Genomic DNA, 18,039 nt, shown 5'->3' with positions numbered 1-18,039 from the left:
GCCGCCGCGATGTGCATGATTCGCGACATCAGCGTCTGGGAACCGGTGCAGCGGGCCATCGGCACGCTTATCCCCAACCGCGAGCTGCCCCCGACGCCGCTGTCCGGGTTGGCCGAAACGTTCAGCAAGGACGTGGACGAATTGGCACAGGAGCTCCTGGACTGCACCATCAGCGATATCCGCATTCCCGTGGAACTGATGCAGAAACGGCACAAAATTTCCGTGGTTGCCGATCTGCAGCAGCGCGGGTTCTTTATGCTTCGCGAAGCCGCCGAAAAAGCGGCCGCCGCGCTGAAAGTATCGCGTTTTACGATCTATAACTATCTGAAGGAACTCGACAGCGAAACGCCGGATTCCGTGCGCGAACCGTCCGCAGAACCGAAAGACGCCTCCCGGGCCGCAGAGAAAAAAGAAAAAGACTGACCCGTTTTCCGCGCGCACCTTTTCCGCGCGCATCTTCCCTCTCCCGCCGCGTTCTCGATACGGAAAGTGCCGGCTTCGCCCCAAAGGGGCAAAACCGGCACCGGTTTTCCGTACCAAACCGATTATTTTTCCGTTACAGAGAGTTCAGAGCCCGGGTCAGATCGTCAATAAGATCTTCGGTGTTCTCCACACCCACGGACAGACGCAGCAGACCGTCCGTCACGCCCTGCTCGGCGCGCTCTTCGGGGCTCATGCATGCGTGGGACATCGCTGCCGGGAAAGACAGGATGGACTCCACGCCGCCCAGGCTTACGGCAAGAATCGGAAGATGCAGCGCTTTCGCGAAACGGTTCACCGTATCGCGGTCTTTCAGCTCGAAGGACAGCACCGCGCCTCCGCACGTGGCCTGGCTGCGGTGCAGTTCGTAACCGGGATGGCTGGGAAGACCCGGGTAATGCAGTGCCTTGACGGCCTTGTTCTTCTCCAGTACTTCCGCGATCTGCAGTGCGCTGCGGGCCGACTGCTCCATGCGCAGACCCATGGTTTTCATTCCGCGCATAATCAGCCACGAATCCTGCGGTCCGAGGATTCCGCCGATTGCCTTCTGCTGCAGATAAATCTGCTCTGCCAGATCATCGTCGTTGGTGATCACCATGCCTGCAACCACGTCGCTGTGGCCGTTAAAGAACTTGGTTGCGGATTCGATCACGAGATCCACTCCCATATCCAAAGGACGCTGGAAGAGCGGCGTCATGAAGGTGTTGTCGGCGATCGTCAGCAGACCGTGGCGTTTGGCAACAGCTACCACGCCGCGGATATCCGTTACGTTCAGAAGCGGATTGGAAGGAGTCTCCAGATAGAGAGCCTTCGTGTTCGGCCTGATTGCCGACTCCCAGGCGTGCAGATCCGTTTCGTCCACGAAAGTGGTGTCAATGCCGAAGCGCTTCATAATTTCTTCGGCGAGCTGGAACGTGCCTCCGTAGATGCTCTTGCACAGCACGACGTGGTCTCCCTTGCCGAAAAGCAGCAGGCAGGCACTGATTGCGGCCATGCCGGATCCGAACGCATATGCGTGACGGCCTCCTTCCACTGCCGCCACACCCTCTTCCAACGCGTGGCGGGTCGGGTTTCCGAAACGGGAATACATATATTCGGGATGTTCTTCCAGTGACTTCTGGGCGAAAGTGGAACACTGGTAGATCGGAATGGACGACGAGCCGGTGTATTTGCCAAATACCTCGTATCCATGCAGCAGGGTAGAGTTGATTTCCATTTTAGTTCTCCTTGAATTTTGTTTGTTTCATCTCGCCTATCGGGGATGCGCGCCCTAGCGTAGCGACGGTAGACGGTGGCGTTTGACGACGCAGTCACGCGACTGTATCCGATTGTTGCGAATTTCTCCGAACAAAGAATCCAAATTAGCTAAATGCCAGGAATGGCGAAACAATGAGAAGCACTCCGGCGAATATAATCAGAATCAGACCGGGTCCGCGCAGCTCGTGCAGACTCTTTACCCGCAGCACAAGATAGCTGGGGATAAGGCAGCCGATCATACCGAAAATCGGAGAGCATATTGAGGTAAAGCTCAAAACGGGCGCATTGAGCACAATCGCACCCCAGGCCACGAGTACGGCAAAGATGAGTACTCCCAGGCCCAGCGCCTTTTTGTTGATCCTGTTTTCGGGGATGAAACGCTTTATCGCATTGAGCGCGATGCCGTGGCATGCCTCGCGGAATCCGAGGAACACACCGAAGAATGCCGTCATCACCGCGAAAATGTTGAGGATTACGCTGAGGATCTGCACATATATGCCGTCCAGGTTACGGGCGGCAATGGCAAGGGTGGAAATATTTTCCGCCTCCGCCTGCACCGCCTGGTCGTGCCCCAACACCAGGTTAAACGACATGGCGTAGAAGAAAATGACCGTAAACAGGATAAAGAAAGCGATGTTCATTGCCCGGACCGACTTGAACCGTGCCACTTCTATGTTTTCGTTGTGATGACGGAAAGAAATAACCATCGGCGAAAGCGACTGAATGAACAGGATGGAAGTCAGCGTGAAGGGAAGCAGAACAATGGTCTGTTTTACCAGATACCCCAAATCGGGGAACGCTCCGATATTGGCCAGATTCCAGCGCGGAATCATTACCAGCCCCAAAAGGAAAATGATGGTAATTTTGGTAATCACCATCACTGAGGAAATTTTAAACAGCAGCTTTTCGGCGCGGGAGGCAATGAGCACCAAAATACACACAATCAGCAGGCCGTACAGCGGCGCATGGGACAGATTGGTTCTGGTGACTCCGAAAGTCTGCAGATAGGACGCCGAATCGTTGGTGATTGCCGTAGAATACACAAACACCCAGATAACCAGCATGATGAAGTACAGGATGCCGAGCAGCAGTCCCCAGTTCTTCCCCAGGTAACCCCCGATTACGGAAGGATAGTCCTCGCACTTCTTCGATTTGGCAAGAGTGTTGATAAACAGACGCTGGAAGAGCCACATCGCCGGATACCCGATGATTGCCGAAACGAGAAAAACCCATACGCCGATGATTCCCACCTTCACGGGAAGAAACACAATTCCCGCGCCGATAGCCATTCCGATCGAGAGAATTACCCATCCCCAGTCAACGGAATCCAGTTTTGTCTGTTTCTTCCATTCCTCAACACTCAGACCCGCTTTTTCGGCATGTTTGAGATCGCGGGCGGAGTATGTCGCAGATTTGCCGCTTGCCGTAGTGTCGCTCATCGTTCTCACCTTTTAGGCCGGGCAGTACGCAAGAGCTTCAATTTCCACCCGTGCGCCCATCGGCAGTGCCCCCACCTGGAAAGCGCTGCGGGCCGGGTACTGTTCGACATCCGCGAAGCATTCGCCGTACACTTCATTCATTGCGGCAAAATCATTGATGTCGGCAAGCAAAACGGTTGTTTTAAATACATTTGCCAGGCTCAGCCCATACTGTGCAAGAACCGAGTTTACCAACTCCAGGCTGCGCTTGGTCTGTTCGCGCACGTCCTGCGAAACCAAAGTGCCGGTTGCCGGGTTCAGGGGAAGCTGACCGGAGACGGAAACCACATTTCCTGCCTTTACTGCCGCAGAATAGGGACCTACCGCGGCCGGAATATCAATACGCTGTAATTTCATTTTTTCTTTCTCCTAAGGACTTATGCGCTGCGGCTGCGCAGATTTTCCGGTCTGCATCACTGTCATTCCGGATCAAATACAACAGCAGCAATAGAACTTCAACGCTATGTTGAATCTCTACTTCTAAGATTCTCACGATTTGTTGAAAAGGTCAACCTTTTATTAGAATTATGGAACGATTCAGATTAGGGTAACCTAACTAAATGGGAAAAAGCGCGCAAAGCAGCCGTTTTCCCGCAGAATTTCACTTCCCCGCGCAGCACGCCCCGGGCGGAAGCCCGCCTCACGAAAACCGGTCAGGCTTCGTTCCCGCCTGCGGCCCGCCAGCGGATACCGGCATCGATAAAACCGTCTATTTCGCCGTCAAACACAGCGGCCGCATTCCCCACTTCATAGTTCGTGCGCAGATCTTTCACCATCTGATAGGGATGCAGCACATAGGAGCGCATCTGGTCGCCCCACGAGGCTTTTACGTCTCCGGCCAGCTCTTTTTTCTTCGCGTTTTCCTCTTCGCGGCGCAGCTGCAAAAGACGCGACTGCAGCACGCGCAAAGCCGCGGCACGGTTTTGGATCTGCGATTTCTCATCCTGCATGGAAACCACAATCCCGGTGGGGATATGCGTCATCCGCACGGCGGAATCGGTAGTGTTCACCGACTGGCCGCCCGGACCGGAGGAGCGGAAAACATCGATTTTCAGTTCGTTTTCCGGAATATCGATATGATCCGTCGTTTCAATCAGCGGAATTACCTCCACACCTGCAAAAGATGTCTGCCGCCGTCCCTGATTGTCAAACGGGGAAATACGTACCAGGCGGTGGGTACCGGCTTCCACCGAAAGCGTGCCGTAGGCATAGGGCGCCGAAACCTCAAAAGTGGTGGATTTGATGCCGGCTTCTTCCGCATAGGACGTGTCCAGCACTTTCGTCGGATAACCGTGACGTTCGGCCCAGCGCAGATACATCCGCTGCAGCATCTGTGCCCAGTCGGCAGCCTCCACACCGCCCTGCCCCGAACGGATTGTAACTACCGCAAACCGTTCGTCGTACTCCCCGGCCAACAGTGTTTTCACTTCCAGCTCAGACAGTTCCCCGGCCAGCTGTTTCAGTTCCGTATCTGCTTCGGCATACAGTTCCGCACCCGTTTTCGGATCGGAAAAACTCTCTTCTTCGGCCATCTCCACAAGAGTTGCCAAATCGTCGAGGCGGTTTTTTACCTGCGTCAGTTTTGCCAGCTCGGTTTTTGCGTGCGACAGTTTCGATGTCAGTGCCTGCGCCGCCGACGGGTCGTTCCATAAATCGGGAGCGGCCGACTGCTCGGTCAGCTCCGCAATCTGCTTTTTCAGACCGTCGGCATCCGAAACCGCGGCGATCTGCCGGTAGGTATTATTTAATTTTTCCAATTCACCCTGATAATCTGTAGCCACAAACGTTTAGTTTACGCTATTGCGCCTGATATTGCCCACAAATTAAAGCTCTGCGGTGTGTGAAATGAAATTTGGACGATTTGCCGATAGCGTAGAGATGTGAATATCTCTGCAGTTTCTTCGTTACGTATTGCCGCACTGGCAGTTGCCGCGCTGAAAGATTTGCGCGTCACGGCCACAACCGAGCCGCTTTATTCCACCGACGATTTTTCCTACGTGGGTGTGCTGTGCGAAGACGGTTCCGCCTGGACGGTAAAATATCCGCGGTGCAGTGAAGCCGGGGCGGCCATTGAGGCCGAAGCCGGGATTGCAAAAACACTTCTGGCACAGCTGCGCGAAGGAAATCTGCCCTTTGACGTCCTGCGTCCGGCCGGATTCACACAGGTGAAACACGGACGCGCACTCGTTTATCGGGCGCCCGCGGGGAAAACGCTTGATTTTACGCTGCTCACGCCGTCACAGGCGCGCGAACTGGGCCGAACTCTGGGGGCAGTCCATAATCTTCCCCGATCGGTGATCACCGACGCCGGCCTGCCCGCATATTCCACAGACAGCTGGCGGGAGCGGCGTCTTGCGGAACTGACCAATGCCGCCGAATCCTCATCCGTCCCCGTGATTCTGCGCCGGCGGTGGGAAGATATGCTGCAAAACGACGAACTGTGGAATTTCACCCCCACCGTCCTGCACGGAGACCCCGCGGAAGAACATTTTCTGTGGAGCGGGGGAAAAATTTCCGCCGTTCTCGGATTCGGCGAGGCGCAGTGCGGCGATCCGGCGGCGGATTTTGCCGCGCTGACCGCACAGCTGTCCAAGACTCAGGCGGATTCCGTATTCGATGCATACAGCAATGCCCGCGACGTTGCCCCGGATCCGCATTTTCTCAGGCGCAGCGTGCTTATGAACGAATTTTCGATAGTCGAATGGCTGCTGCACGGGATACACAAAAACGATCCGAAAATTATTGAAGACGCCGGGCAGATGCTCGATGCCCTGGCCGAAGACGTGCTCGCATCGGCAGACGAGGCTCCCGAACCGAAATGGGAAATGGATTTGGATGCGGCAGATGCGGCTGTGCACACCGGATTTTTGGCGGGAATGCAGCCGGCTGCAGAAAACGAAGATCCGGAAAACACACCGGCCGATGCCGATACGGACGAAAAACACCCCGACGAAGAATAAGGCGGCCGAAAGGATAAGGCGAAAATACCGGCGAAAGACAAAACCGAAACTTCGTCGCACAGCGGCTGATTTATTCTGCCGCCGGCCGGATAAGTTTAGCGCGTATTTAATTCGGACCATCCCGCCAAAAGATGCTCTTTCACCGCCTCTTCCAGCTCTTTTAGGGTGATGTCTCCCGCCCGCACTATTCTGTTCTGCGGATCTTTTTCGCCCAGGAAACAGAAAAATGCGTCAATATCCGCTTCCGGCACCCCACTGCTGTGCGCCCACGCGTGCCGGTACAGGGCCAGCTGATACTGCCTTTGGGTGAGCACACAGGACGGAGGGCGGCAGCCCGTTTTCCAGTCCACAACCGTAACTTTCCTGTATCCCGCAAGAGACGACGTGTCGAATACGGCGTCTATCGTGCACCTGACCGGTTTGCCCGCGATCACCAGTTCCACAGGCTGCTCAATGGCCAGCGGCGTAAACCGCGCAAATTCCGATTCCGTAAACCTGCGCATTAATTCCCCGCTGTGTTTTGACGCTTCTGCCCAAGATCCGTCCCCCAAAGACCCGTTTTCACCGGAAAAATGCGCATCGGGCTGACCGTCTTCGCCAAACGCATCATAAGGCTGACCGTCTTCCCCGAAGTTCAGTTCATCGGGATCAATGTATCTGCCGTGCCCAAAATACGCCGCAATCTGCGCGTGTACCTCGGTTCCCGTCAATGCGGCCCGCGTGGCCGCCCGGGGCAGCGGACGCAGTTTCTGCCTCATATACGCACCCGGATCCTGCATTAGCGCCACTATTTCCGAAGCGGTGTAGCAGCCCTCGCCGTCGGGGAAAGGAACAGCGTCGTGTTTTTCCCCGGATCCGAGCAAACTCAGATTCTTCCGAATTTTCCCAATTTCCGACAGTATTTTCTCTGTCTGCCCCGCAGCTGCTTTTTCTTCCGCGGGAAGGGAGTGGATTAAGGTTCTGTCTACATCTTTTGGCCACTGCGGATACCGGGACACTTCCCCCAGGGTCTGCAGACTGTAACCGTTCTTTTCCGCCCACCGGCAGATCTGCGAATACGTTACCTCAAATACGTCATCGGCCAATGATCCGTCCGCTCCGCAGATAAAATCGGGGCAGTCGTTTTCCGGCGCATATTTCACGCTACCGGTATGCCCGGCGATAATTTCCCGTAAAAACAGATCCGGTTTGCAGGTCATGGGAACTGCGAAATCTTTCTTTTCCGCCTGTTCTTCCCCGGTTCCGTCTGATGCCGGCGCACCGGTTTCCTTCCCCGCGGCATCTTCCGGCTTTTGCGTGCTGCCGTTTCGTTTCCGCGCACGTTCGATTCCCCCGGCCAGGTCGGCCTCGTCTCTGAAAGCGTGCGCTGCCAAAATCAGAAGGTCTCTCGTCCTTGTATAGGCCACATATGCCAATCGGCGTTTTTCCGCCAAATCATACTGCGGAAGTTTACGGTATCTGAAGTCAAACAGCTTACACGCGAATATGATTTTTTCCGCAAAATCATATTCCCCCAAATCGCCGTCCTCCGCGGCACTGAATACGGGGATATAGTCGCGGTCCAGACGCAGAGTGGAAGGGAGCATCTTTCTTTGCTGCTGCCATATCCCCAACCCGCGCGAATCTTTTCTCCCGACGTTTTCCACAAGCTCGGGAAGCGCCACGATATCCCACTCCAGACCTTTTGCCGCATGCATTGTCAGAATCTGCACCGTTCCCGGCTGCGGCGTAATCCCGTCGGCCATATCGATCAGGGCCGCGTCTTCGCCGTCTATGTCTTCCCCGGTTTTTTCTTTTTCTTCCACCGTGTCTACCCAGGTCAGAAAGGTGTCCAAATTATTTCCGGGATTTTCTTCCAGATGGGCGGCAGCCAGCTCCCCGAACATCTGCAGGGCATTGCGCAGTTTTGTTCCGCCTTTTGCGCGTGCTGCCGCAGCCTGCGGCAGCTGCAGCAGCCGGGCGCAGTAACGGATCAGATCCGGCAGATATTCCTTTAGTCTCAGATTCACTTTCTGCCGCAGATCCGCTATAAGTCTGATTCTCTTCGCTCCCGAAGACGTTATTTTTTCCGCAGCTTCACCCAATTCCGGCGCGGAAGACGCGGCAAACGCCAAAATCCTGTGACCGAGCGCCGGACGGATCTGCGGATCGTCCAAATCCGGCACTTTCACTTTGGACAGATAATATAAGTCCGTGGCCCCAAGAGCGAAATAGTTGCACAGCATGAGTGCGCAGTCTCCTCTCGTCTCGGCAGCCGCATAGCCAAGCAAAGCTCTGATCATCCTGATTTCGGGCATTTTAATCAGAGGCTCGTTGGCTATAACTTCGTATTTCAGACCCAGCAGGCTTAGCTGTTCCGTTGCTTTCCGGGTAAATTTATGACTTCTGACCAAAATTGCCGCCGTGGGCCGGCTGCGGTTTCCGTTTTTTCCCTCCGCGGCGCGGCGGGTGAATTCCCGTTTGATTCGCCGGGCGATCAGGCGGTACGTGTCGTCGCGCAAAAGTCTGTAGATTACGCATACCTCTCCTTCGCCATCCGCTTTTCCTTCCCGTTTCTCCGGCACCTGCTTTTCCCGCAGCGCGGAAAGCGTACGCAATTCCTTTAGCGGCAAATCGGTTTTTCCCGCAGCCGTTATCGGCTCCGCCGCCCAATAGCGGTTTTTTGGGGGCAGATTTTCAAACGGGGTGTAGAGGTCTTGCACGCAATGCCCTGCCGCGAATCCCTTTGTGATCGTATTTGCCGCTCTCAGCACATTTTCCGGATTACGGAACGAAACCGAAAGATTTGCAATATCTTCTCTCTTCACCCCGAACTGCCGCACAAAATGGTCCAGGGCGTTCGCCCCGGCACCCCTCCACCCGTAAATTGCCTGATTCGGATCCCCCACCGCACAGACGGTTTTCACGTTTTTAAACAGGGCGTGCAAAAACCGTGCCTGATTCACGGAAGTATCCTGATATTCGTCCAGCAGCACCAAATCATACCGGGAGCTTATCTCCCGGGCCACGGCAGGCACCTGTTCTATAATCTGCGTTGCCCACGCAACCTGGTCGGAGTATTCCAGCAGAGACTCCGATTCCTTATAGGCGAAATAATCTTCCGTCAGATCCAGGAGAATCAGTTTCTGCTCCAAAGATTCGATACTTTTTTTCAGAAATTCGGAAAGTCCGCTTTTTGCCGCTTCCGTGCCCATTGCCTCTTTTTTCCTGAAAGTGCCGGGTATCGCGCGCACCGCATCCAAAGCTGCCAGTTCGCGCCGTACTTCGGCTTTTACCGCGCCCGGCGACAGACAGTTATCGGTGACCGCGGCAGCCAGACACAGCGCTTCCTCGGCTATCTTGGCGTCCGAAATGTCTCCGATCAGTTCGGACTGTTCTTTCGTGTATTCATGGCACTGCACGAGACGAAGCATAATCTGATACCGCCGGGCATCGGTGATCAGCCGCGAGCGCGGATCTTTTCCGATCAGCATTGCATAATTTAATGCCACATCCGCCGCAAAAGCATTATAGGTAGCTATCTGCGGAGTATTCATATCCGCCTTTATCTGCCGCGAGACCTGCGCAAAATTTTCCCCGTCGGCAGGGGGAACCGCGATCCCGCAGCCGAGTTCCTCTTTCATGATCCGAATCTGTTTCAGTGCCGAATCGGACAGCTCCCCAGCTGCTTTTTTGGAAAAAGTAAGACCCAAAATTCTTTCCGGCGCCACATTGTTCCGCAGCACGTTCCACGCTATTTTCCTGCTGACAGTGGTAGTTTTCCCCGATCCGGCGCCCGCGACCACGAGCATTCTGGGCGCATCGGAAAATATCACTTCCCGCTGTTCGTCGGTTGGGGGAAATTTGCTGTGCAGACAGAATTCGCGCTCTGCTTCTTTTCGCGGGAGTCCGGCAAAATCCGTATTCATGAGAAAATCCTTCCGCCGTTTTGGGCCGGGCAGAGATTTGCAAATTCACACCGTCCGCACAGCGCATTGGGAACGGCCCGGATATTTCCCTGTCTCATCAGCACGGAGGCCTGCGCCAGCTCTTCTTCGGTCCGCTTCATGTCTTCTTCGTCGGGCGGACTTTGCAGGCGTTGCCCGGGTTCCCCGCTGCGGGAGGTATCCTGCAGATAAAGCAGCATCGCCCCGGTCAGATCGGAGTGCGAAAGCTTTTTCCGCAATTCGCTTTTCAGGTTCATATTTGCGTTTTTCCGAATCAGCCACTGATATATGCGCAGCTGCGCGTTGTTTTGCGCATCGTTTTTGCTGATTGCCTTTTTCCCCGTTTTGAAATCTATTATTCTTGCCGTTTTTTCATCTTCGTCAATTTCGATCCGGTCGATACGGGCACGCACGGTATATTTTTTCCCGGTATTTTTCAGTGAGGCTTGCGTTTCCGGCAAAACCGTTACCCGCCTTTGCGCATAGTTTCCCCCGTCTATATACATCTGGTACGCGGAAAGCATTTTCAGGGCCGCATTCAGCCATTTGTTTCTGTTTAGCGGATCGGAACAGGGCACTTCCGACGGCAGACGGGAATATAATTCTTCCCGCATTGCGGCCAAACCCCCAAACGGATATTTTTCCGCGATTGAATGAATCAGCGTACCTACCGCCGCCGGGATCTGCACATCGGCGTCCTGCCCTCCGATCCGGGAAAAAAACGCATTCAGGGGACAGCGCTGCACTGCCTCAAAACCCGAAGGGGAAATACTGCAGTATTCGGGATTCTCCGCTTCGGTGGACAGCTCCAATTCGCTGTACCATATATCCTGCGCAGACGGGCCGCCGGCAGCGGAAAAATCCGCATAGTCGCGGAGAACTTCCCGGGCCGCTCTTTTAATCTCCGGTTCGTCCAGCATGCAGAAACGGCGCAGCCTGCCGATCAAAGCCGTATACTCATAATCCCGGCCGGCCGTGCGGACGTATTCCGGCAGCAGGCGGAAATCCTTCTTTTTTTCGTTTTTGCCGCCGCCGGCATCTTCCCCGTTTTGGGCCGCTTTTTCGCGGCGGATGAGCATACCGATAAACGGAGACGGATGCGTCTCCTCATTTTTGACGCATGTAACGAATAATTCTTTTTCCGAGCGCGTTACAGCCTGTAAAAACGCTTTCAGCTCCCCGTCGACCACATCTTCGTGAGACCGGGCAAAAGCACCCGATTCTTCGTGCTGCGGCATCGCAGCATCCAAACGCACACTGACAAGCCGGGGCACATGCGAAACGGGATTATGCGGTCTGGGATTTGGCCAGACTCCCTCGTTTACCTCCGACACCGCGACATATCTCCAGCTTCTCCCCACCGATCCGGAAGGAGTGGTAAAAGTTACCCGGTCGGCTTCCTCCCTGCCGGGGGCCAGAGAGTCTTCCGCTATGTCCAAGGCGGCCAAATCGTCCATAAAATCGGTAAACGGCAGATTTTCTCCGTTGCGCGCACACGCTCTGCGTGCGGCGGAAAAAAGCTGCATCAGCACATCCAGATCCGGATTAATGCGTTCGCTCTGCGCTGTATCGCGCAGGGCAAGATCCTGCCATTTTGAAGCCAGATCCAGATTCTGCCAGATGTTCCACAGCACCTCATAGGCATTTCTTTTCTGTTTTACGTCCTCCCGGAGCGCTTTCGCAATCCGGGCCAGTTTCGCCGCCGCGGGAACTTTCCATACCGGAGATTTCGGATGCGCACGGATTATGTCGCAAATTACCTCCGACTGCGTCCGTTCGCCGCCCGCGGCAAGCTCCCATCCCCAAATCTCATTTTTCATTGCTCTGATCTGCCGGTTGGTCAGCGAGAAGAATTTTCCCCTCAGGACTCCGTCAAGCAGATTCTCATACTGCGCCGCGTCGGGTGCGGAAAACAGCGCCAGTTCCGCCAATTCGGCAATTGCCGCCACAATGGGCTGTTTGGACAGAGGCAGATCCGAGCGGATCCGGCGCACCGGAATTCCGGCATTCCGAAAAACCGCAAAAATTTCATGATGAATGCTCTGCCCGCGCGTGATAACGGCCATCTGCGACCAATTCGCCCCCGGCACCGTATGTTTAATACGCATAAATTCGTTTGCGATATCCGTAATTTCACTTATTGTGTCGGGATAGATCCGCAGATGCACACCTGTCTGCCCGGCCGGCGCGGAGTCCTGCGCCGCCCGGGCGGCAAGCACACGCCTGTGAGTGCCGTATTCACGGGTTCTGATACCGTTGGTCACGAGCAGCGCGATCCGCGCCGAATCCCCGGAAAGCCGGTATGATCCCTGCAGCGTAAATTTTTGCGCATTCAGGCCTCCGTCTTTTTCCGGCCTGCAGATCCGCAGCGGCAGAGAGGAAATACCTCCCCGGAAACCGTTCACCGCCGTATCGGGATTTCCGAAAACAGCTATTGCCGACCCCAATGAATGCAGTTCGCGCAGAAGATCCAGAGAAATTAAAGTGCTGTTTTGAAAATCGTCGAATAAAATCCAGTCCCATTTTTCCCGCACCTGCAAAAAATCCCCGGATTTTCCGTGCAGAATCCGAACTGCTTCGCGAACCAGCCGCGCATGATCCAGTTTTAGCTTTTTCTGTGCGGATATTGCCGTTTCCAGGGCACAGCAGTCTTCGTACAGCGGCATCAGTTCCGCTCCGATCTGCCACCCGTATTCACCGAAATTCTTACCGTATTCGGCCAATTCCCCCGCGTCGATTCCAAGCTCGGCGGCACGGACAAGCAGCTCCCTGAATTCGGTCCGGAATGCCGGCATTCCGATTAGCTTTTCCCAGCCCACACGAAATCCGGCTTTTTCAAACAGCAGCCGAAATTTATTCCGCAGCACGCCGTCACTCTGCACGGCTTCAAAAGCGTCTTTGACCAGTACATCCTGATCCGGGCCGGAGAGCAGCTGCGGCTCGCCGCGACCCGTAAAAGAAGACATCAGGCAAACCACGGAAAACGCAAACCCCGCAAGGGACCTTACCTCCACTCCCGCGGGAAGGCCGCCCAAATCCAGGGAAAGCGTGTTTCGCAGACGCTCCGCGTTTTTCCGGCCGGGGGCAATAACGGCAATTCGGATCCCCTTTTGCAAAGCGGTAAGCTCTTTCACCGCCGCCCTTAGAGTAAATGTTTTTCCCGCTCCCGGCACTCCGAGAACACTGAACACAGGCGGAACTCCCGGGCGCATATGCGTAAAACGGTCCAAAAGTTCGCGCTGGCCGGCATCGGGCACGCAGCCGTCGGCCGCCGCCTTCTTATCTGTCTGCCGCGGACAGGAACTGCCGGCCATCTTAACCTCCATTCACCCGTTTCGGGCTGCCGTGCACACTGCCGGAAGCCGTATCCGGACAGTAAAATACCATAATCCAAATATACCCGGCAGCTCCCCAAAAAATCCCGGCCGTCTCCTTTCCCGAAAACGCGAAAAATTTCTCTTTTCCGTTTCCCCGCGGAAATCGGCGAAAAAATGTCTTAAGCTGTAAACGAAAATACTGTCTGCCCACAATTTCGTAAATAAGAAGAATAAGCAGATAAAATGGATACGAAATAAGAGAATCCAAAACAGACGGAAAGAAAAGATGGAAATAAATATCGGTATCACAGGCGGCGGAACACCTATTTCACTTAATGTCGAACTCACGGAAGAGCAGCTGACACAGGCTGTGGAAGCCGCACTGGCCGGCGGCGGGGTGCTCACACTGCGCGGCACGGACGGAACGCTGGTCATGGTACCGCCGGCCGCTCTCGGATATATCCGCACCGCGCAAAACGACCGGCAGCGGGTGGGATTTGGTTTTGCGTAAGAGTAAAAACGGACGGCCGGCAAAGAATTAAACACGTTACAGAAAACGAAAGAACACACAATGACTGAAATTTCCGGAATCACCGATTCCGTTTCCGCCCTGCCCCCGAAACAGGTGCAGGCCGACATCGTCGGGGGCGAAAGCGCCGCCGAACTGAGCAAAAAAAGTTTCGCCGATTACGGCGTTTCCGCGCCGATTGTGCAGGCCCTTGCCGCACACGGCATTACCCATCCTTTCCCCATCCAGGCACTCACTCTGCCAATCGCCCTGAAAGGCTCGGACATAATCGGACAGGCGAAAACGGGCACGGGCAAAACGCTGGGATTTGGAATTCCGATGCTGGAATCGGCTGTCGGAGAGGGCGAAAGGGGATGGGAGGAACTTCCCCACCCCGGCCTTCCCCAGGGAATGGTCATCGTTCCGACCAGGGAACTTGCCAAACAGGTTGCGGGAGACTTAAGGGCCGCAGGGGCAAACCGCTCTCTGCGGATTACCGAAATATACGGCGGAAAAGCCTACGAACCGCAGATAACCGCGCTGAAACAGGGCACGGAAATCGTGGTCGGCACCCCCGGACGCCTGATCGACCTGAAAAGGCAGCACGTTCTGCGTCTGGACTGCATACGCACGGTCGTGCTTGACGAGGCGGACGAAATGCTGGATCTCGGTTTTCTTGAATCGGTGGAGACGCTTTTAAACGCAACTCCCTCCACCCGGCACACGATGCTGTTTTCGGCCACGATGCCCGGCGCGGTAATCACAATGGCACGGCGGTATATGTCGAAACCGACACACATCCGTGCGCAGGATCCGGGCGACGACACCTCCACCGTAAAAACCGTCAGGCAGCTTGTATACCGGTGCCACAGTCTGAATAAAGCCGAGGTAATCGCACGCATTCTGCAGGCCCGCAACCGCGGACGCACGATCATTTTCTGCAAGACGAAACGGGCTACGGAAAACCTCCGGGCAGAGCTGAAACAGCGCGGATTTGCCGTCGGCGCGCTGCACGGGGATTTGGGACAGCCGGCGCGCGAGCAGGCTCTGCGCGCTTTCCGCAAAGGCAGCATTGACGTGCTGACGGCAACCGACGTTGCCGCCCGGGGAATCGACATCGACGATGTTACGCACGTCATCAATTATCAGTGCCCGGAAGACGAGAAAATATATCTCCACCGCATCGGACGCACGGGCAGAGCAGGCCACTGCGGCACGGCAATCACCTTTGTGGACTGGGAAGACACCACGCGCTGGGCGTTGATTAACCGCATACTGCATTTGGATTTCCCCACACCCACGGAAACTTACCACACCTCGGAACACCTTTACACGGATCTGGATATTCCTACCGACGTAACCGGCCGGCTGCCCGGAAAACAGCCCCCTGCGGAAAAACAGGGAGAGGGAAGGCGAAATCCGGGGAAAAAGGCGACCCACGGCAGAAAGCGCACAAAGCTGCCTGCCCGCGGAACGGATACGGCAGACACCCGCGGCGGAGAGGAAAAAAGAAAACGCCGGCGCAGAAGAATCCGCAAACCGTAAATTCCTCTCACTCCGCGATGGGCAGGAAAGTGTTTTTTCGCAATTCTTCCAGCACCCGCGCGGAAGTGGTGTACTCCCCCAGCCGGTTGGGTTTGCCCCTGCCGTGATAGTCGCCGGCACCGAAACGCAGCAGCCCCGCTTTCCGCGCCAACTCAGACAGCTCCCGGCGGGAGCGGGCACTGTGGTCGCGGTGATCGGTCTCCACACCGAACAGTCCCGCTTCGGCGAGAGCGAAAAGCGCCGCGTCGGGCAGCACCCGTCCCCGTTTTTCCGCTTTCGGATGTGCCACCACGGCTTTCCCTCCCGCGTTGTTGATCCATTCGATGGCTTCGGGCGTGTAGGCGGCGTATCCGCGCACGTAGTATTTGCTCCCGGGAGACAAAAGCGAGGCGAAAGCCGCGCTGCGGTTGGGGACGATTCCCAGCCGCACAAGCTCATCGGCAATATGCGGGCGCCCCAAAGGCACGCCCGGCGGAATCCGGGCAGCCATCTCGGAGAAAGAAAAAGGGAAATCCCGCGCCAGTTTTTCGGCGATTTTTTGGGCGCGTTCGCGCCGCTCCCGCGCCATTCGCGCGCAGTGGGACCTGATCGCGCCGTTGTCCGGGTCGAAAAGATAGCCCAGCAGATGTACGGATACTCCTGCATATTCGGTGGTCAGTTCCATGCCTCGCACAAGGCGCACTGAGTTTTCGGCTGCCGCGCGCGCCGCCTCGTCCCACCCCCGCACGGTATCGTGATCGGTGAGACCAAGCACATCCAAACCGGCGGCTTTGGCCTTCCCAACCAGCTGCGCGGGAGAATCCGTGCCGTCCGAACAAAGCGAATGGGTATGTAAATCAATGCGCACACCGTAATTGTACGTGCACACGGGAAAAATATCTTTTTCGCCCGGAATGGACCCGTCTGCCGGGCTTCACCCGGTATGCCTTTTCACGGCAAAAGTGGAATAATGGACATATGGCAGAAAAAGTGGCAGACAACAGCAAAAACACAGAAACTTCCGCGGCTTTGAAAACAGAGGCCGCGAAACGCGCAGACAATCGCACACAGCGTCCGGAAAGTCCGGTTTTCCGAAAATTTATCGGTGAGGACTGGGGAGAACGCCCGGCGGGCCCGACCCGCGCCGCCGTGGCCGATTATCTTCCGGCCCGGCATCTGAAACTCGGACGTCTCTTCCCCGGCGAATATCTCGTATTTCCCGCAGGCGAACTGAAAGTGCGGTCCAACGATACAGACTACCGTTTCCGCGCGCACTGCGCCTTTGCCCATCTGTCGGGATTGGGCGGAGAACGCGAACCCGGGGCGGTGCTCGTTCTCCGGCCGCTGTCCGAACCGGGGGCGGAGGTATCCGAAGCGGAGCCCACACATCAGGCTGTTCTGTATTTCCATCCGCGCACGAGCCGCAGCAGCGAAGAATTTTATGCCGATTCCCGCTACGGGGAATTCTGGGTCGGTGCCCGCATGAGCAGCGCGGAAATGTCTGTTCTGACCGGCCTGCGGGTAAAGAATATAGATTCCCTTTACGAAGATCTGTGCGCGGGCGAAGACGGCGCCGGGCGCGGTATCAGGATTATCCGAGAAGCCGATCCGCAGGTTACCGAACGGATATCCGAAATACGCAGCAAAAACGGGCTCTGCGGCGATCCGGCCCGGGATTACGCCCTGGCAGAGGCAGCCTCCGAACTGCGGCTGAAAAAAGACGAATTTGAAATCTCCGAGCTGCGAAAGGCAATTGACGCCACAGGCGGGGGATTTACCGAGATTCTGCGCAGTCTGCCCCGCGCGGTCGGCCATTGGAGGGGAGAGCGCGTTGTGGAAGGCGCATTTGGCGCAAAAGCGAGGGAAGAAGGAAACGGACTCGGATACGAAACCATCGCGGCCTGCGGCAATCACGCAAACACCCTGCACTGGATCGGCAACAACGGGCCCGTAACGCCGGGCGATCTAATGCTGGTGGACGCGGGAATTGAAATGGATTCCCTGTATACCGCCGACATTACGCGCACATTTCCCGTCAGCGGAAAGTTTTCCCCGGCGCAGAGGGAAGTTTACGAAGCCGTGCTGGAAGCTGCCGATTATGCCTTTGAAACCGCTTCCCGTCCGGGTGTCCGCTTCCGTGACGTACACGCCGCGGCAATGGAAGTAATCACAAAATACCTTGAAAAGTGGGGTATGCTGCCGTGCAGCGCGGCCGAATCCCTGCTTCCCGAAAATCAGCAGCACCGGCGGTGGATGCCCCACGGCACTTCCCACCATCTCGGGATGGATGTGCACGACTGCGCACAGGCCCGCAGCGAGATGTACCGGGACGCACTGCTTGAGCCGGGAATGGTCTTTACCATTGAGCCGGGTCTGTATTTCCGTGCCGACGATCTGAAGGTACCGCCGCGGCTGCGCGGCATCGGCGTGCGGATAGAAGACGACATTCTGGTCACGGAAAACGGCGCACAGCGTCTGTCGGAGAATATCCCGCGTACCGCAGATGCCGTTGAAAACTGGATTTCCCAAACCCTGCTGCATTAGAATTGGAGCTTATACTCCGCAAACAACAATCCGATCAACGCAGAA

12 protein-coding genes are annotated in these 18,039 nt (G+C 56.0%); 5 read left to right on the top strand and 7 right to left on the bottom strand.

The genetic code is table 11. The features are described 5' to 3' along the window. Nucleotides 1-423, top strand: a 423-nt coding sequence (locus HMPREF1631_RS04280) for a helix-turn-helix domain-containing protein (protein ID WP_198017368.1), incomplete at its 5' end; no start/stop codon positions are given. A gap of 133 nt (nt 424-556) precedes the next feature. Here HMPREF1631_RS04280 and HMPREF1631_RS04275 read toward each other — a convergent pair. From HMPREF1631_RS04275 to prfB, 4 genes are all read right to left on the bottom strand, one after another. Further along, complete coding sequence (locus HMPREF1631_RS04275) at nt 557-1,696, bottom strand: PLP-dependent aspartate aminotransferase family protein (RefSeq protein WP_034232698.1); 1,140 nt, start codon at nt 1,694-1,696, stop codon at nt 557-559. Nucleotides 1,697-1,841: 145 nt separating this feature from the next. Further along, a complete protein-coding gene (locus HMPREF1631_RS04270; protein WP_198017367.1) occupies nt 1,842-3,176 on the bottom strand; it encodes an aromatic amino acid transport family protein in 1,335 nt (444 codons plus the stop codon). 12 nt (nt 3,177-3,188) lie between these two features. After that, nucleotides 3,189-3,572 (bottom strand): Rid family detoxifying hydrolase, encoded by a 384-nt coding sequence (locus HMPREF1631_RS04265; protein ID WP_034232696.1) that lies wholly within the window; start codon nt 3,570-3,572, stop codon nt 3,189-3,191. A 296-nt stretch (nt 3,573-3,868) separates the two neighbouring features. Beyond that, nucleotides 3,869-4,996, bottom strand: a complete 1,128-nt coding sequence (prfB, locus tag HMPREF1631_RS04260; protein WP_034232694.1) for a peptide chain release factor 2 — start codon at nt 4,994-4,996, stop codon at nt 3,869-3,871. Between the two features lie 99 nt (nt 4,997-5,095). Between prfB and HMPREF1631_RS04255 the strand changes: the two genes are divergently transcribed. Next, nucleotides 5,096-6,175 carry a phosphotransferase gene (locus tag HMPREF1631_RS04255; RefSeq protein ID WP_052047061.1) on the top strand — a complete coding sequence of 360 codons (1,080 nt, stop codon included), beginning with the start codon at nt 5,096-5,098 and terminating at the stop codon, nt 6,173-6,175. A 95-nt stretch (nt 6,176-6,270) separates the two neighbouring features. On the opposite strand, the gene HMPREF1631_RS04250 is transcribed toward HMPREF1631_RS04255, so the two are convergent. Further along, the gene (locus HMPREF1631_RS04250; RefSeq protein WP_034232692.1) at nt 6,271-10,083 is read right to left on the bottom strand and encodes an ATP-dependent DNA helicase; all 3,813 of its coding nucleotides are present in this window, start codon (nt 10,081-10,083) and stop codon (nt 6,271-6,273) included. Beyond that, nucleotides 10,080-13,427, bottom strand: a complete 3,348-nt coding sequence (locus HMPREF1631_RS04245; protein WP_084707410.1) for a UrvD/REP family ATP-dependent DNA helicase — start codon at nt 13,425-13,427, stop codon at nt 10,080-10,082. The genes HMPREF1631_RS04250 and HMPREF1631_RS04245 overlap by 4 nt, the downstream gene beginning before the upstream one ends. A gap of 277 nt (nt 13,428-13,704) precedes the next feature. On the opposite strand from HMPREF1631_RS04245, the gene HMPREF1631_RS04235 reads away from it, so the two are divergent. Further along, nucleotides 13,705-13,929, top strand: coding sequence for a DUF3107 domain-containing protein (locus HMPREF1631_RS04235; RefSeq protein ID WP_034232687.1), 225 nt, complete (start codon nt 13,705-13,707; stop codon nt 13,927-13,929). 60 nt (nt 13,930-13,989) lie between these two features. Then, nucleotides 13,990-15,471, top strand: a complete 1,482-nt coding sequence (locus tag HMPREF1631_RS04230) for a DEAD/DEAH box helicase (RefSeq protein WP_034232685.1) — start codon at nt 13,990-13,992, stop codon at nt 15,469-15,471. 7 nt (nt 15,472-15,478) lie between these two features. Here the strand turns inward: HMPREF1631_RS04230 and HMPREF1631_RS04225 are convergent, their stop codons facing one another. After that, on the bottom strand, nt 15,479-16,318 hold the full coding sequence (locus tag HMPREF1631_RS04225) for a PHP domain-containing protein (protein ID WP_034232877.1): 840 nt from the start codon (nt 16,316-16,318) through the stop codon (nt 15,479-15,481). Between the two features lie 110 nt (nt 16,319-16,428). Between HMPREF1631_RS04225 and HMPREF1631_RS04220 the strand changes: the two genes are divergently transcribed. Then, nucleotides 16,429-17,994, top strand: a complete 1,566-nt coding sequence (locus tag HMPREF1631_RS04220) for an aminopeptidase P family protein (RefSeq protein WP_034232683.1) — start codon at nt 16,429-16,431, stop codon at nt 17,992-17,994. Nucleotides 17,995-18,039 lie beyond the last annotated feature (45 nt).

This window comes from Arcanobacterium sp. S3PF19 (assembly GCF_000758825.1).
Lineage (GTDB): Bacteria > Actinomycetota > Actinomycetes > Actinomycetales > Actinomycetaceae > Arcanobacterium_A.
The sequence above is the reverse complement of the archived record's forward strand: the minus strand, read 5'-3'. Positions and strand labels throughout refer to the sequence as shown.

Coding starts and splice junctions, on each gene's coding strand:
- HMPREF1631_RS04265 (WP_034232696.1), bottom strand. CDS start 3,572: ATGAAATTACAGCGTATTGATATTCCGGCCGCGGTAGGTCCCTATTCT.
- HMPREF1631_RS04245 (WP_084707410.1), bottom strand. CDS start 13,427: ATGGAGGTTAAGATGGCCGGCAGTTCCTGTCCGCGGCAGACAGATAAG.
- HMPREF1631_RS04220 (WP_034232683.1), top strand. CDS start 16,429: ATGGCAGAAAAAGTGGCAGACAACAGCAAAAACACAGAAACTTCCGCG.
- HMPREF1631_RS04270 (WP_198017367.1), bottom strand. CDS start 3,176: ATGAGCGACACTACGGCAAGCGGCAAATCTGCGACATACTCCGCCCGC.
- HMPREF1631_RS04275 (WP_034232698.1), bottom strand. CDS start 1,696: ATGGAAATCAACTCTACCCTGCTGCATGGATACGAGGTATTTGGCAAA.
- HMPREF1631_RS04230 (WP_034232685.1), top strand. CDS start 13,990: ATGACTGAAATTTCCGGAATCACCGATTCCGTTTCCGCCCTGCCCCCG.
- HMPREF1631_RS04250 (WP_034232692.1), bottom strand. CDS start 10,083: ATGAATACGGATTTTGCCGGACTCCCGCGAAAAGAAGCAGAGCGCGAA.
- HMPREF1631_RS04235 (WP_034232687.1), top strand. CDS start 13,705: ATGGAAATAAATATCGGTATCACAGGCGGCGGAACACCTATTTCACTT.